At 68.4% G+C, this 14,698-nt stretch carries 14 protein-coding genes; 7 read left to right on the forward strand and 7 right to left on the reverse strand.

Annotation, left to right across the window (positions count from 1 at the left end):
* Positions 1-86 precede the first annotated feature (86 nt).
* Positions 87-1,247: a cystathionine gamma-synthase gene (locus tag SACXIDRAFT_RS14470; protein WP_006239316.1), complete on the forward strand. Its 1,161-nt coding sequence runs from the start codon at positions 87-89 to the stop codon at positions 1,245-1,247.
* A 4-nt stretch (positions 1,248-1,251) separates the two neighbouring features.
* Here the strand turns inward: SACXIDRAFT_RS14470 and SACXIDRAFT_RS14475 are convergent, their stop codons facing one another.
* Positions 1,252-1,506 carry a hypothetical protein gene (locus tag SACXIDRAFT_RS14475; RefSeq protein WP_006239317.1) on the reverse strand — a complete coding sequence of 85 codons (255 nt, stop codon included), beginning with the start codon at positions 1,504-1,506 and terminating at the stop codon, positions 1,252-1,254.
* A gap of 123 nt (positions 1,507-1,629) precedes the next feature.
* Here SACXIDRAFT_RS14475 and ilvA point away from each other — a divergent pair, with 123 nt between their 5' ends.
* A complete protein-coding gene (gene ilvA / locus SACXIDRAFT_RS14480) occupies positions 1,630-2,835 on the forward strand; it encodes a threonine ammonia-lyase (protein ID WP_040922191.1) in 1,206 nt (401 codons plus the stop codon).
* A 52-nt stretch (positions 2,836-2,887) separates the two neighbouring features.
* On the opposite strand, the gene hppD is transcribed toward ilvA, so the two are convergent.
* Positions 2,888-4,072, reverse strand: coding sequence for a 4-hydroxyphenylpyruvate dioxygenase (gene hppD, locus SACXIDRAFT_RS14485; RefSeq protein ID WP_006239319.1), 1,185 nt, complete (start codon positions 4,070-4,072; stop codon positions 2,888-2,890).
* Positions 4,073-4,192: 120 nt separating this feature from the next.
* On the opposite strand from hppD, the gene SACXIDRAFT_RS14490 reads away from it, so the two are divergent.
* Positions 4,193-4,666: an Lrp/AsnC family transcriptional regulator gene (locus SACXIDRAFT_RS14490; protein WP_006239320.1), complete on the forward strand. Its 474-nt coding sequence runs from the start codon at positions 4,193-4,195 to the stop codon at positions 4,664-4,666.
* A 191-nt stretch (positions 4,667-4,857) separates the two neighbouring features.
* On the opposite strand, the gene greA is transcribed toward SACXIDRAFT_RS14490, so the two are convergent.
* Positions 4,858-5,352 (reverse strand): transcription elongation factor GreA, encoded by a 495-nt coding sequence (greA, locus tag SACXIDRAFT_RS14495; protein WP_006239321.1) that lies wholly within the window; start codon positions 5,350-5,352, stop codon positions 4,858-4,860.
* Positions 5,353-5,529: 177 nt separating this feature from the next.
* A complete protein-coding gene (locus SACXIDRAFT_RS14500; RefSeq protein WP_006239322.1) occupies positions 5,530-5,994 on the reverse strand; it encodes a DUF4307 domain-containing protein in 465 nt (154 codons plus the stop codon).
* Positions 5,995-6,137: 143 nt separating this feature from the next.
* Here SACXIDRAFT_RS14500 and mca point away from each other — a divergent pair, with 143 nt between their 5' ends.
* The gene (mca, locus tag SACXIDRAFT_RS14505; RefSeq protein ID WP_006239323.1) at positions 6,138-7,052 is read left to right on the forward strand and encodes a mycothiol conjugate amidase Mca; all 915 of its coding nucleotides are present in this window, start codon (positions 6,138-6,140) and stop codon (positions 7,050-7,052) included.
* Positions 7,049-7,411, forward strand: coding sequence for a hypothetical protein (locus tag SACXIDRAFT_RS14510; RefSeq protein WP_006239324.1), 363 nt, complete (start codon positions 7,049-7,051; stop codon positions 7,409-7,411). Before mca ends, SACXIDRAFT_RS14510 begins: the two co-directional genes overlap by 4 nt.
* Before the next feature lie 7 nt (positions 7,412-7,418).
* On the opposite strand, the gene SACXIDRAFT_RS14515 is transcribed toward SACXIDRAFT_RS14510, so the two are convergent.
* The 3 genes from SACXIDRAFT_RS14515 to SACXIDRAFT_RS14525 form a co-directional block, all read right to left on the reverse strand.
* On the reverse strand, positions 7,419-9,707 hold the full coding sequence (locus tag SACXIDRAFT_RS14515) for an ATP-binding cassette domain-containing protein (RefSeq protein ID WP_006239325.1): 2,289 nt from the start codon (positions 9,705-9,707) through the stop codon (positions 7,419-7,421).
* A 68-nt stretch (positions 9,708-9,775) separates the two neighbouring features.
* The gene (locus SACXIDRAFT_RS14520; protein WP_232285307.1) at positions 9,776-10,645 is read right to left on the reverse strand and encodes an ABC transporter permease; all 870 of its coding nucleotides are present in this window, start codon (positions 10,643-10,645) and stop codon (positions 9,776-9,778) included.
* A 23-nt stretch (positions 10,646-10,668) separates the two neighbouring features.
* Positions 10,669-11,634, reverse strand: a complete 966-nt coding sequence (locus SACXIDRAFT_RS14525; protein WP_006239327.1) for a daunorubicin resistance protein DrrA family ABC transporter ATP-binding protein — start codon at positions 11,632-11,634, stop codon at positions 10,669-10,671.
* Between the two features lie 53 nt (positions 11,635-11,687).
* On the opposite strand from SACXIDRAFT_RS14525, the gene SACXIDRAFT_RS14530 reads away from it, so the two are divergent.
* On the forward strand, positions 11,688-12,497 hold the full coding sequence (locus SACXIDRAFT_RS14530) for a TetR/AcrR family transcriptional regulator (protein WP_050986940.1): 810 nt from the start codon (positions 11,688-11,690) through the stop codon (positions 12,495-12,497).
* A 91-nt stretch (positions 12,498-12,588) separates the two neighbouring features.
* Positions 12,589-14,592, forward strand: a complete 2,004-nt coding sequence (locus SACXIDRAFT_RS14535) for a thioredoxin domain-containing protein (RefSeq protein WP_006239329.1) — start codon at positions 12,589-12,591, stop codon at positions 14,590-14,592.
* Positions 14,593-14,698 lie beyond the last annotated feature (106 nt).

Raw genomic sequence — 14,698 nt, forward strand, 5'->3', positions numbered from 1 at the left:
GAGCGCGAGGGGGCCGTGGGCGAGCAGCCTGCGGCCCCCTTCGGGTCTCGGAGGCTTCTCGCCCGAGGCGCCCGTAGGCTGTGGGCATGGTTGCAGACCCGCGCTACGGATTCGAGACACGCGCCATCCACGCAGGGCAGGAACCCGACCCTCGCACGGGTGCGGTGATCGTGCCGATCTACCAGACCTCCACCTACGCGCAGGACGGTGTCGGCGGCACCCGCGAAGGGGACTACGAGTACTCCAGGACTGCCAACCCCACCCGCACAGCGCTGGAGGAGGCACTCGCAGCGCTGGAGAACGGCAGGCACGCCCTCGCGTTCGCGTCCGGCATGGCCGCCAGCGACGCGGTGCTGCGGACCATGCTCAGGCCGGGCGATCACTTGGTGCTGGGCAACGACGTCTACGGCGGCACGTTCCGGCTGATCGACAAGGTCCTCACCGAGTGGGGCGTGAACTACAGCGTCGCGTCCCTGTCCGACCTCGACGAGGTCAGGACGGCCATGCGGCCCGAGACGAAACTCGTCTGGTGTGAGTCGCCGACCAACCCGCTGCTCGGCATCGCCGACATCGCGGCGCTCGCGGAGCTGGCCCATGTCGGTGGAGCCAAGCTCGTCGTGGACAACACGTTCGCCACGCCGTACCTCCAGACTCCGCTCGAACTCGGCGCCGACGTGGTCGTGCACTCCACGACGAAGTACCTCGGCGGCCACTCCGATGTCGTCGGCGGCGCCGTGATCACCGACTCCGACGAGGTCCGGGAGCGGCTGTTCTTCCTGCGCAACTCCGCCGGTGCCGTGCCCGGTGCCTTCGACGCGTGGCTGACTCTGCGCGGTCTCAAGACGCTGGCCGTTCGCATGGAGCGGCACTGCGGGAACGCCGAGCTGATCGCCGAGGCGCTGGCGGTGCACCCCAAGGTGGAGCGGGTGTACTACCCGGGTCTCGCGGAACACCCCGGTCACTCCCTCGCGGCCAAGCAGATGCGCCGCTTCGGCGGGATGGTGTCCTTCACTCACGTCGATGGTGAACGCGCGGCACTCGACATGGTCGCGAGGACGAAGCTGTTCGTACTCGCCGAGTCGCTCGGCGGCGTGGAGTCACTGATCGAACATCCCGGCCGCATGACGCACGCGAGCGTCGCGGGGTCGCTGCTGTCGGTTCCCCCCGAACTGGTGAGGCTCTCGGTGGGCATCGAGGACGCGCACGACCTGCTGGCCGACCTCAGGTACGCGCTCGACGCTTCCTGACGCGTCAGGGACGGAAGTTGCTGGGGGAGGCGTCCTCGGGGCCCGGCCGCTCATGGCCTGCCTCCCTCAGCTCCGCACCCGAAACGCAACTTCCGATGAGCGTGACCTGCCTGCCGTCCGTGACGTAGTGGCCGGGTTCGCACCTGGCTTCGGTGACGGTGTAGACGGCGGCTCCGGTGAGGGCGATGGCGGAAACCACGCCGGCGAGAAGGGGCACGACACCCGCGGAACGCGACCCGTCCGACGTGCGTGCCCTCATATCCGGCTCTCCCCACCCTGCTGATCCGGCGACGACTGCGTGCGCGACAAGCTTACCCAATCGTGATCTGTTCAAGCAGGTAGCCTCGTCGTGACGCTTCGTGCAGTGACATCATCTCCGTTCATGGGACTTGTCAGCGTGGACACAATCCGCGAGGCGAGGCGTCTGCTGGAGACCATCGTGCGGATGACGCCGATGGAGCATGCGCGTGACCTCGAACGGCCTCAGGGCGGGCCCGTGTATCTCAAGTGCGAGAACCTGCAACGCACGGGGTCGTTCAAGATCAGAGGCGCCTACACCCGGATTCACGGGTTGAGCGAGGAGGAGCGCGCGAGGGGCGTGGTGGCCGCGAGTGCGGGCAACCACGCCCAGGGTGTGGCTCTTGCCGCCGCATTGCTCGGCGCGAAGGCCACCGTCTTCATGCCGCAGCGGGCTCCGCTGCCGAAGCTGGCCGCCACCCGTGGGTACGGCGCCGACGTCCACCTGCACGGCGAGTCGCTGGAGGAGGCGCTCGCGGAGGCGACCGCCTTCGCCGAACGCACCGGGGCTGTGTTCATCCACCCCTTCGACCACCCCGACATCATCGCGGGCCAGGGCACCGTCGGCCTTGAGATCCTCGAACAGGTTCCCGACGTCGCCACGGTCCTCGTCGCCACGGGCGGCGGGGGACTGGTGGGAGGCGTGGCCAGCGCCGTGAAGGCGGTGAAGCCCGGCGTGCGCGTCGTGGGTGTGCAGGCGGAGGGAGCCGCCGCCTTCCCTCTCTCGCTGTCCGCAGGCAACCCGATGCGGCTCGAACGCACGCAGACCATGGCCGACGGCATCGCGGTCGGCGGTCCCGGCCCGATCACGTTCGAACACGTCCGCGCCCTCGTTGACGATGTGGTGACGGTGAGCGAGGAGTCGCTGTCGCGTGCGGTGCTGCTGTGTCTCGAACGACGCAAGCTCGTCGTCGAACCCGCCGGCGCTGCCGCGGTCGCCGCGCTGCTCGAACACCCCGGCGTCTTCGAACCCCCCGTGGTCGCGGTGTTGTCTGGTGGCAACGTGGACCCGCTGCTGCTGTTGCAGATCATCCAGCACGGCATGACGGCCGCAGGCCGTTACCTGAGCCTGCGGCTGCGGGTGCCCGACCGGCCGGGGTCGCTGGCCGGTCTGCTGTCCCTGGTCGGCGAACTCGGAGCGAACGTGATGGACGTCGAGCATTCGCGCATCTCGGGCAGGCTGGCGATGGGCGAGGTGGAGATCGCGCTGAAGCTGGAGACGCGAGGCCCCGAGCACTGCGCCGACGTGGCGGCACAGCTCCAGAGGGCCGGTTATCGCGTGCTGGTGTGACGGCGGCACTGTCCGTGGGGCCGCCCGGTCGCGAGCGGCCCCACGGACGGTGTCACAGGTTGCCGCGCCGGGCCTGCTCGCGCTCGATGGCCTCGAACAGCGCCTTGAAGTTGCCCTTGCCGAAGCCGAGCGAACCGTGCCGCTCGATCAGCTCGTAGAACACGGTCGGACGGTCGCCGACCGGCTTGGTGAAGATCTGGAGCAGGTAGCCGTCCTCGTCCCGATCGACGAGGATGCGGTGTTCCTTCAGCGTCTCGATCGGCACCCTGACCTCACCGATACGAGCCCGCAGCTCGGGGTCGTCGTAATAGGAGTCCGGCGTGTCGAGGAACTCAACGCCCGCGGCCCGCATCGCCGTGACCGTGCTGACGATGTCGTTGGTGGCCAGCGCGATGTGCTGGCAGCCGGGGCCGTCGTAGAACTCGAGGTACTCGTCGATCTGCGACTTCTTCTTGGCGATCGCCGGTTCGTTGAGCGGGAACTTGACGCGGTGGTTGCCGTTGGCGACCACCTTGCTCATCAGCGCGGAGTACTCGGTGGCGATGTCGTCGCCGACGAACTCGGCCATGTTCACGAAGCCCATGACGCGGTGGTAGAAGGCCACCCACTCGTCCATCTTGCCGAGTTCCACGTTGCCGACGCAGTGATCGACAGCCTGGAACAGCCGCTTCGGCGCGCCCTCCGGCTTCGGGAACGACCGCTCGCGTGCCTCGTAACCGGGCAGGTACGGACCCGAGTAACGGGAGCGGTCGATGAGGCTGTGCCGCGTGTCGCCGTAGGCGGCGATGGCGGCCATGCGGACGGTGCCGTGCTCGTCCGACACGTCGTGCGGTTCCTCGATCACGGTCGCGCCGTTGGCGCGGGCGTGCTCGACACACTTGTCCACGTCGGCGACCTCGAGGGCGAGGTCTGTAACGCCGTCACCGTGCTTGCGGTGATGGTCGAGGAGGGAGGAGGTGGGCTTGACACCGCCGTTGATCACGAAGCGCGCGGAGCCGGACTTCAGGACGAACGACTTGTACTCGACGTTGCCCGTCTCCGGACCGGAGTACGCGACGAGGTCCATCCCGAAAGCCGACTGGTAGAAGTGCGCGGCCTGCGTGGCGTTGCCCACCACGAAGACGACGGCGTCCATCGCCTTGACGGGGAACGGATCGCTGGCCAGGTCGTGATCGACGAGGCCGACGAGCTGACGGAGCTGGTTGTAGTCGATGTCATCGAGTGCTGGGTTCGCCATGGGACGAAGAATGCGCCCTGGCGCACAGACTGGGCAACAGTCGGGTGAAACACTGGGCAATATGCTCAGTCATACTGGCATCCGAGTGATCAGATCGGCCGGATTGCGCAGGAGAGCGGCATGACGTTGGACGCGCTGGACGCACGGTTGCTGCTGTTGCTGGCCGACGCGCCGCGCCTCGGGGTGCTGGAGTGTGCCCGCAGGCTCGGCGTGGCGAGGGGCACCGTGCAGGCCCGGCTCGACCGGCTCGCGGCCTCCGGTGTGCTCAAGGGCTTCCCGCCGGACCTCGATCTCGCCGAGATGGGCTACGGCCTCACGGCGTTCGCCGTACTGGAGATCGCGCAGGGCCGCCGTGCCGAGGTGGCGACGGCGTTGGCGGCCATCGACGAGGTGTGCGAGGTCCATGCCACGACAGGGCAGGGTGATCTGTTCGTGCGGGTGGTCGCCCGCTCCAACGACGACCTGCAACGCGTCATCGACAAGGTCGTCGGGGTGCCGGGAGTGCGGAGGACGGCGACGTCGATCGCACTCTCCACGCCGGTCCCGCCGAGGGTGCGGCCGCTGTTGGAGCGCATCGCCGACCGGAAGGGCTGATCGGCCTTACAGGATGATCGGCACCTGGCCGATATGACCGGGAATCGTTGCCGCAAGGGCACCGCGCTGAGAGCTCCTGTACAGAGCCCCGGAGCGAAGACGCCGCGGGCCAAAACGAACGGCCGGTGCGCCACCTCATCGATGACCGCACCGGCCGTGCACGTGTGTCCGGGGTTCGCCGCCCTATCTGCTCATGAGCTGTAGGGAACAGCCTTCACGAGCGTGACCTTCTGGTTCTTGCCGTTGGGCAGCAGGTACTCCCGCGACTCGCCCTCCCTCGCCCCGAGCAAGGCCTTGCCGAGCGGGGAGTCGGGCGAGTAGACCTCGATCGGCCCGTTGCCGCCTTCCTCACGCGTCGCGAGCAGGAAGGTCTCCTCGTCGTCATCGCCGTCGTAGCGCACGGTCAGCACCATGCCCGGCTCGGCGATGCCGTCGTCCTTCGGCGCCTCGCCGACCTTGGCGGCGCGCAGCAGCTCCTGCAGATGCCGGATGCGGGCCTCCTGCTGTCCCTGCTCCTCGCGAGCGGCGTGGTAGCCGCCGTTCTCCTTGAGGTCGCCCTCTTCCCGGCTGGCGTTGATCTTCGCGGCGATGACCGGACGATTCTCGATCAGCTCGTCGAGCTCGCTCTTGAGCCTGTCGTAGGCATCCTGGGTCAGCCAGGTCACCTTGCTGTCGCTCACGGTCACCATCTCCTCCTAGGGCCTGCCGAACCTGGGTATACAAGCCGGCCGCCACGCCGTCGTGGCTGGTAGATAAAGGAAAGACACGGCCCGTCTCGGGCCGTGCCGACGATACGAGGATAGCATGGAACCACCCCCGAGGGCCGCCATATTGTTGACAACGCCGGGCGTCCGGCGCTTATTTCACTCCGTTGGCCGCTGGGGGGTTGACAAGTATTCGGGAACATCATAGGAGCAGCCGTACACATCCGCAGTGACAGGCTGCCGGATGCTCCGCACAACGGTTTCGAGGCGTTGCACGCCCGGTGGGACGTAGATCTCCTTCCTGCCCGTCTCGGCTCCGTCGATGGCCCGGACCCTGACGATGCACACGGCGGGTCGCGAAGGGTCGTTCCGGTTCACGTCCACGGTGATCGACATGGCGTCGCCAGGTCGTTCCTCGAACGCGACGCGCTGGGCGTCGATGGGAGTCGCGAACCACTGCGAGTACACGAGGTAGCTGCCGATGCCGAGCGCCACGACCGCGGCGAGGCCCGCCGCCCAGGCTCGTCTGCCACGCGATCCCCGGTGAGGGCGGCGGGTGCGAGTGGAGCCGTAGCGGTCCCCCAGAGCGCGCGCCGACGCCTGGCCGGGCTCGGAACTGCTCAACGGAGGGCCTCCCGAACGGTCTTGTCGTTGGGACGAGGAGAATGAAATCACCCACCTCGCGTGTTGAGTATCCGTGAGAGCGGAACGGACATGGGCCGGGGGGCCCGCACACGACGTGCGATCGGGAAAGGAACCGAGCCGACATGGCGCGAACCGACGGAGAGAGGGCTGACAGGGTGGACGCGGGGTTGCGGCTGATGGCGGTGCACGCCCATCCGGACGACGAGTCGAGCAAGGGTGCGGCCACGATGGCCCGCTACGTCGCCGAGGGCCACGACGTGATGGTGGTGACCTGCACCGGGGGCGAGGCGGGCAGTGTTCTCAATCCCGCGATGGACCGGCCCGAGGTTCACGAGAACATGACGATGCTGCGCAGGGAGGAGATGGCGAGGGCGGCCAAGATCCTCGGCGTTCAGCATCGCTGGCTCGGCTTCATCGACTCGGGGCTTCCCGAGGGCGACCCGCCGCCGCCGCTTCCGGAGGACTGCTTCGCGAACATTCCGATCGAGGAACCGGTTCGCAGGCTCGTGCAGGTCATGCGTGAGTTCCGCCCGCACGTCGTCATCACCTACGACGAGAACGGCGGTTACCCGCACCCCGACCACATCCGCTGCCACGAGGTGTCGATGGCCGCGTACGACGCCGTCGCCGACGCCGAGCGGTATCCGGACGAGGGCGAACCGTGGCAGCCGCTGAAGCTCTACTACAGCCATGGCTTCTCCAGAGCGAAGTTCGAGGCGTTCCATGAGGCGCTCACCTCTCGCGGGCTGGAGTCGCCCTACGACGAGTGGCTGAAGAACTGGGATTCCGACCGCCCTGACGTCATGGAGCGGGTCACGACGCAGGTACCGTGCGGCGACTACTTCGAGGTCCGCGACGACGCGCTGCGCGCACACGCCACGCAGATCGACCCCAACAGCCGGTGGTTCGCCGTGCCGCTCGACCTGCAGCGCGAGGTGTGGCCAACCGAGGAGTACGAGCTGGTGCGCTCGCTCGTCGATACGACCCTTCCCGAGGACGATCTGTTCGCGGGAGTCCGAGAGAGGGTGACGACATGACATTGCCGGCCTTCGCGGCCGTACCCGCCATGAACGCCGGGGTCTGGGTCGCGCAGCAACCCCCCGGAGGCGAGAACGGCGACGGCGGCGGTCAGGGCGAGGACTTCGGCAAGTCCTCGCCCGTCGGCCTGCTGCTGTTGCTGGTCTTCTTCGTCGCGGTGGCGTTTCTCGTCCGCTCGATGACCAAGCATCTCAAGCGAATCCCCGCGAGCTTCGACGGCGGGTCGGCGCCCGGCGGGGACGTCGGCGGAGCCGGCGGCCGTGGGAGCACGGACGACGTCGGTGCTGATGTCGGCTCCAGCGGTGGTGACTCGGGCGGTGGTGGTGACTCCGGCGGCGGAGGGGGCGGCGGCGAGTAGCGAGCGGCTACGCCGTCGGCACGGTTGACCGCACCGCCTTGCCGAGGTACTGCGCCGTGTATGAACCGGGTGCGTCGAGAAGCTCGCGTGGCGTGCCCTCGAACATCACCCTGCCGCCTTCGTGGCCGCCCTCGGGGCCGAGGTCGATCACCCAGTCGGCGCCCGCGATGACGTCGAGGTTGTGTTCGACCACGAGCACCGTGTTGCCGCCGTCCACCAGCCGGTCGAGAACCGAGAGCACCACCTCGACGTCGCGGGGGTGAAGACCGGTGGTCGGCTCGTCCAGAACGTAGATCGCGCCCTGCTTGTTCAGTTCCGTGGCGAGCTTGACTCGCTGGCATTCACCGCCGCTCAAGGTGCCAAGCGGTTGTCCCAGCGTCAGGTAGCCGAGGCCGACGTCGAGCACCGACGACAGGATCGCCTTGGGTTTGCGCTCGATGAAGAACTCCCCGGCCTCGGTGGCCGTCATGGCCAGCACGTCGCTGATGGAGCGGTCCCGCAGCCGGTGGGTCAGCACCTCGTCGGAGAAGCGCCGCCCCTCGCACGTCTCGCACACCGACTTCAGCCCCTCGAGGAACGCGAGGTCGGTGTAGATCACCCCGGCACCCTGGCAGTCCTTGCAGGCGCCCTCGGAGTTGAAACTGAACAGCGACGGCTTCACACCGCACTCGCGGGCGAAAAGGTTACGGACGACGTCGAGCAGACCGGTGTAGGTGGCGAGATTGGACCGCCTCGACGTGCTCGGCGCCGACTGGTCGATGACCACGGCCTCGGGGTGCTGGGAGAGGAAGCCCTCGTGGACGAGTGTGCTCTTGCCCGACCCCGCGACCCCGGTGACGACCGTGAGCACCCCCTTCGGCACGTCCACGGTGATCCCGGTGAGGTTGTGTGCCTTCGCATCGACGATCGGCAGGACTCCGGTGGCGGTGCGGACCGTGTCCTTCAACCGGGTCCCGCGCGAGAAGTACCTGCCGGTGAGCGTGTCGGCTCGCGCGAGGCCCGCGACGTCGCCGCTGTAGACGACGTGCCCTCCGCCCGTTCCGGCGTCAGGGCCCATGTCGATCACGTGGTCGGCGACGGCGACCACGTCAGGATCGTGCTCGACGACCAGGACCGTGTTGCCCCGGTCGCGCAGCCGCACCAGCAGTTCGGTGAGCCTGTGCACGTCGCGCGGGTGCAGGCCGACGCTCGGCTCGTCGAAGACGTAGAGCATGTCGATCAGCGCGCTGCTCAGGTGCTTGACCGTCTTGAGCCGCTGTGATTCCCCGCCGGACAGGGTGCCGGTGCGGCGGTCGAGGCTGAGGTAGCCGAGGCCGATGTCCACCAGGTTGCGGAGGCGTTCGAGCAGGTTCGCCACGACCGGCGCTACCGTCGGCTCGGTGATGCCCGCGACGACGCCTTCGAGCGTGGAGACCTGCATCGCGGACAACTCGGCGATGGAGTGACCGTTCACCCGGCACGCGAGCACCTCGGGACACAGCCGGGCGCCGTCGCACGCGGGGCACACCACGGTGGTGGTGAACTGCCGCAGCACTTCCTTCTTGCGCGCGGCGGCCTCGCCCTCGCCGTCGTCCTTGTTGATGAAAAGGCGGGTGATCTTGCCTGCGAACCCTTCGAACACCGACTTCACGGTGCTGCCGTTCCAGTCGAGCGCGACCTTGGTCTCCGCCTCGGGGCCGTGCAGGAAGAGTTGCCACTCGTCGGCGTCGTAGTCTGCGAGCGGCTTGTCCGCGTCCAGCAGTCCGGAGTGTGCGTACAGCTTCCACATCCAGTTCCCGACCTTGAACTGCGGGTGCAGGATCGCGCCGTCCGCGAGTGATTTCGACCGGTCCAGCAAGGCGTCGAGGTTGGGTTTCGTGATGGTGCCGAGCCCCTGGCAGTCCTGGCACATCCCAGCGGGATCGTTGAACGAGAAGAGGTTCGACGAACCGACATGCGGCGTGCCTGCACGGGAGAACACCAGGCGCAGCAACGGCGCGATGTCGGTGACGGTTCCGACGGTGGACCGGGCGTTCCCGCCGAGCCGCTTCTGGTCCACGATGATCGAGGCAGGCAGATTCTCGATGCTGTCAACGTCGGGCCGCGAGTAGCTCGGCAGGAAGGTGCGGGCGAAGGCGGAGAACGTCTCGTTCAACTGCCTTCCGGACTCCGCCGCGATCGTGTCGAACACCAGCGACGACTTACCGGAACCGGACACCCCGGTGAAGGCGGTGATCCGGTGTTTCGGCACGGCGACGGTGATGTCGGCGAGATTGTTCTCGCGCGCGCCGGTGATGACGATGTGAGTGTTGTCCACTCGGGATCTCCTCGGTTTCTCGGTGCCGCCCCGCGCAGCTGGCTGCGCGGGGCGGCATGAAGCACGGCCTAGCGGCTCAATCGCCGGAAGTGGCGGACGGACAGGGGGAAGAAGACGGCGATCAGCAGCACCGGCCACACCACGGCAGGCAGCATCGGGTGTGTGGCGACCCAGGAATCGCTTGTCCAGCCGGGGTTGCCGAAGAGATCGCGGACGGCGGCGACCGTTGCCGAAAGCGGGTTCCACTCGGCGATCGCGCCGAGCCAGCCGGGCATCGTGGCCGGAGACACGAAGGCGTTGGAGAGGAATCCCACCGGCCACACGAGAATCTGCAGCGCCATCACCGACTCGGGCCCTCGCGCGACGAGGCCGAGATAGATACCGAGCCACAGCATCGCGAGGCGCAGCAGCAACAACAGGCCGAACGCGGCGAGGGTGGTGCCGAGTGTGCCATGAGGTTGCCAGCCGGCGGCGAGCCCCGCGGCCACCAGAACGGCAAGGGTGACGGCGCTGCTCAGCAGGTCGGCGGTGGCGCGGCCGACCACGACCGCCGAGGCCGCCATCGGCAGCGAACGGAACCGGTCGGTGACACCGCGCGCGAGGTCGGTGCTGATGGCCGTGAACGTCGATTCGACGCCGAACACCATGGTCAGCGCGAACACACCCGGGACGAGGAACTCCCAGTAGTCGCCGGGTACCGCCATCGCTCCTCCGAAGAGGAAGCCGAACATCAGCAGCACCATCACCGAGAACAGCAGGTTGGCCACCAGCATCCCCGGCTGGTTGGCCCAGTGAGCGAGGTCGCGGCGCGTCACCGTCCACGCGTCGGCCAATGCCCAGCGCAGCCGTGACGCCGCTGTCGTCGGCAACTCGGCAGGGCTGGGAGCCGAGGAGAAGGCGAGTGAGGTCGTGCCAGTCATGTCGGTTGTGCCAGTCATGCCAGTCATGCCAGTCATGCCAGTCATGCCACCGTCTCCTTCATGGGTCGGTCGGTACCGGTGATCCGCAGGAACACGTCGTCAAGCGTGGGGCGGCGGATGCTGACGTCCTCGACGGTGAGCCCGGCCTCGTCAACAGCGCGGAGGAACGCCCCGAGCGCGCCGACGCGGTCGGAGACGGGCGCACTGAGGCGGTTGCGGTCGGCGTCGGTGTGGACGTCGGTGCCGCAGACCCGGCTGAGCAGCCCTGCGGCGGCGGGGAGCTCGTCGGCGCGGTGAACGGTGACGTCGAGGTGGTCGCCGCCGATGCGTGCCTTCAACTCCTCCGGCGATCCCTGCGCGACGACCTTGCCGCCGTCCACAACCGAGATCGCGTCGGCGAGCTGGTCGGCCTCCTCCAGGTACTGCGTCGTGAGGATCACCGTCGTCTTCATGGCGGCCAGTTCGCGCACCGCGTCCCACATCTCCGTGCGGGCGCGGGGATCGAGCCCCGTCGTCGGCTCGTCGAGGAACAGCACGGGTGGTGCGGTGAGCAGACCCGCGGCGAGGTCGAGCCTGCGGCGCATCCCGCCGGAGTACCCCTTCACCGGCTTGCCTGCCGCCTCGCTGAGCCTGAACGCGGTCAGCAGTTCGTCGGCCCTTCGCGCCGCGTCGGATGGACTCAGGTGGTAGAGCCGTCCGAACATCACGAGGTTCTGCCGCCCCGTGAGGATCTCGTCCACGGCGGCGTGCTGGCCGACGAGGCCAATGCTGCGCCGGACCTGCGGCGCCTGGGCGCGCACATCGAAGCCCGCGACCCGCGCGGTGCCGGAATCGGCGCGGGCCAGTGTGCTCAGCACCCTCACCGTGGTGGTCTTCCCCGCGCCGTTGGGGCCGAGGATCCCGTGCACGGTTCCGGAAGGAACGAGGAGATCCAATCCGTCGAGGGCGTTGGTGGTGTCGTAACGCTTGCGTAGTCCTGCGGCCTCCACGGCCGGAGCGGGGTTCATTCGCCCTCCGAACACTCTACGTTGTATGGAGAAGTTAGATTACTCTACACTGTATGGAGATTGCAAGCCGGGGTAACGTGTGGGAGGTGAGCAGCGTGTACGTGGGCGGCGGTGACCCGAAGCGCAGCATGGAACTGCTGTGGGGGGTGACGGAAAAGCCGAGGCGAGGGCCGAAGCCGAGATTCAGTGTCGAGGACATCGTCGCCAAGGCCATCGAGCTGGCGGACGCCGACGGCATCGAAGCGGTCACCATGCGCGGAGTCGCGTCGGCTCTCGGTCTGACGGCCATGTCGCTCTACGGCTATGTGCCGGGCAAGTCGGAACTCGTTGATCTCATGGTGGACAGGGTTCATGCCGAACTGGGCCCGCCCGAGCCGTCCGGCCCGGGGTGGCGGGCCGAAGTGGAGGCGCTGGCCCGCCAGGCGTGGGAGCTGCACCTTCGGCACCCGTGGCTGCTCCAGGTCTCCATGGCGCGGCCTCTGCTCGGCCCGAACGTCATCGCCAAGTACGACACCGACCTCCGCGCCGTCTCGAACCTCAAGCTGACGCCCGTCGAAATGGACCAGGTGGTCACCCTCCTGGCCAACTACATCCACAGCGCCGCCCGTGCCGCCGTCGAGGTCCGCAGGGTCGGGCAGGATACGGGCAAGGACAATCCGGAGTGGTGGACCGAGTACGAACCGCTGCTCGCGAAGGTGCTGGACGCGGAGCGGTTTCCGATGGCAGGCGAGGTCGGGAACGCCGTCGGCGAGGAGTACTACGGACCCAACGCCCCCGAGCTGGCGTTCGAGTTCGGTCTCGAAGTCCTGCTCGACGGCATTGCCGTGCTCGTCGATAGGGCTGCGCGCCGCGGCGAGGGCTGACCAGCTCGCGTTCCAGCATGCCTGCGGCGACGCACCCACCGCACCTGCGGTTCCGCTGTGAGCAGCCGTCGCGTGTGACACGCTGAAGCTCATGAATCGCCTCGCCGACGCCACGTCGCCGTACCTGCTCCAGCACGCCGACAACCCCGTGGACTGGTGGCCGTGGGGACCGGAAGCGCTTGGCGAGGCACGGCGTAGGGACGTGCCGATCCTGCTGTCGATCGGGTACGCCGCATGCCACTGGTGTCACGTCATGGCACACGAGTCCTTCTCCGACGACGACGTCGCGGCGTTCATGAACGAGCACTTCGTCAACATCAAGGTGGACAGGGAGGAGCGGCCCGACATCGACGCCGTGTACATGGCCGCCACCCAAGCCATGACCGGGCAGGGCGGGTGGCCCATGACGTGCTTCCTCACCCCTGAAGGGAAGCCGTTCCACTGCGGCACGTACTACCCGCCCGTCCCTGCCCACGGTATGCCGTCGTTCCGGCAGGTGCTGGAGGCTGTCGATCAGGCGTGGCGGGAGCGTCGCGCCGAGCTGGTGGAGGGCGCGGGCCGCATCGTCGAGCACATCGCCGAGCGGACGACGCCCCTGAGCACTCACCCCGTTGACGAGGACACCGTGACGTCGGCCGTCGCCACGTTGCGCACAGAGACCGACCCGGGCCACGGTGGATTCGGTGGCGCGCCGAAGTTCCCGCCGTCGATGGTGCTGGAGTTCCTGCTGCGCCATTACGAACGAACCGGCTCGGCGCAAGCTCTGTCTATTGTGGACCTCACTGCCGAGGGAATGGCCCGTGGCGGCATCTACGACCAGCTCGCAGGCGGGTTCGCCCGCTACTCAGTTGACGCGGGGTGGGTCGTACCGCACTTCGAGAAAATGCTGTATGACAACGCACTGCTGCTGCGGTTCTACGCGCACCTCGCCCGGCGCACCGGTTCCGCGCTGGCTCATCGCGTCGCCGGTGAGACGGCGGAGTTCCTGCTGCGCGACCTCCGCACCCCGGAGGGCGGGTTCGCCTCGTCCCTCGACGCGGACACCGACGGCGTCGAGGGACTGACCTACGTCTGGACGCCGCAACAACTCGTTGACGTGCTCGGCCGCGACGACGGCGTGTGGGCGGCGGAGACGTTCGGTGTCACAAGGGAGGGCACCTTCGAGCGGGGAGCGTCCACACTCCAGTTGCGGCGTGACCCGGACGATCCCGCCCGTTGGATGCGGGTCACGTCCGCGCTGGTGGAGGCGCGGAACGCCCGCCCGCAGCCCGCTCGCGACGACAAGGTGATCGCCGCGTGGAACGGCCTCGCCATCACGGCACTCGCCGAGGCGGGTCTCGCCCTGCGGCGACCGGAGTGGGTGGAGGCGGCCGTGGCGGCCGGAGCGTTCGTGCTCGACGTCCACGCCTCCGGCGACGGACTGCTGCGCAGCTCGCGCGACGGCGTGGCAGGTGCGGCCGCCGGTGTCCTCGAAGACTACGGGTGTCTCGCCGACGGCCTGCTCGCCCTGCACCAGGCGACCGGCGAATCCGGGTGGCTGGTCGAGGCGACCTCGCTGATCGACACGGCGCTGCGGAGGTTCGGCGTCGAGGGCGCGCCGGGAGCCTTCCACGACACGGCGGAGGATGCGGAGACGCTCGTGCACCGGCCGAGCGATCCCACCGACAACGCGAGCCCGTCAGGGGCATCCGCGCTGGCTGGCGCGCTGCTCACGGCGTCCGCGCTGGCAGGCCCGGATCGCGCGGGAGCGTATCGGGCGGCGTGCGAGGAGGCACTCCGCAGGGCAGGCGCGCTGGTGGCGCAGGCACCGCGGTTCGCGGGGCACTGGCTGTCGGTGGCCGAGGCGATGTTGTCCGGCCCCGTGCAGGTGGCCGTCGTGGGCTCTGACGCGCAGGAGCGCGCCGACCTGCTCACCGAGGCCGCGAGGAACGTGCACGGCGGGGGCGTGGTGCTGGGCGGGAGCCCCGAGGCCGACGGTGTTCCGTTGCTGGCCGACCGTTCCCTCGTGGACGGCGCGGCCGCGGCGTACGTCTGTCACGGCTATGTCTGCGACCGCCCGGTGACCGACACCGAATCCCTAGCCAGGCTGCTCTGACACCCCTGACCTCACACACCGTGTCCTCACTTCCTGCACGGGTGTTTGCACCTGGCGCACCGTGTCCGCACTTCCTGCACCCGTGTCCGCACTTCCCGTTCGGCTC

Origin of the sequence: Saccharomonospora xinjiangensis XJ-54, from assembly GCF_000258175.1 — a bacterium.
Lineage (GTDB): Bacteria > Actinomycetota > Actinomycetes > Mycobacteriales > Pseudonocardiaceae > Saccharomonospora > Saccharomonospora xinjiangensis.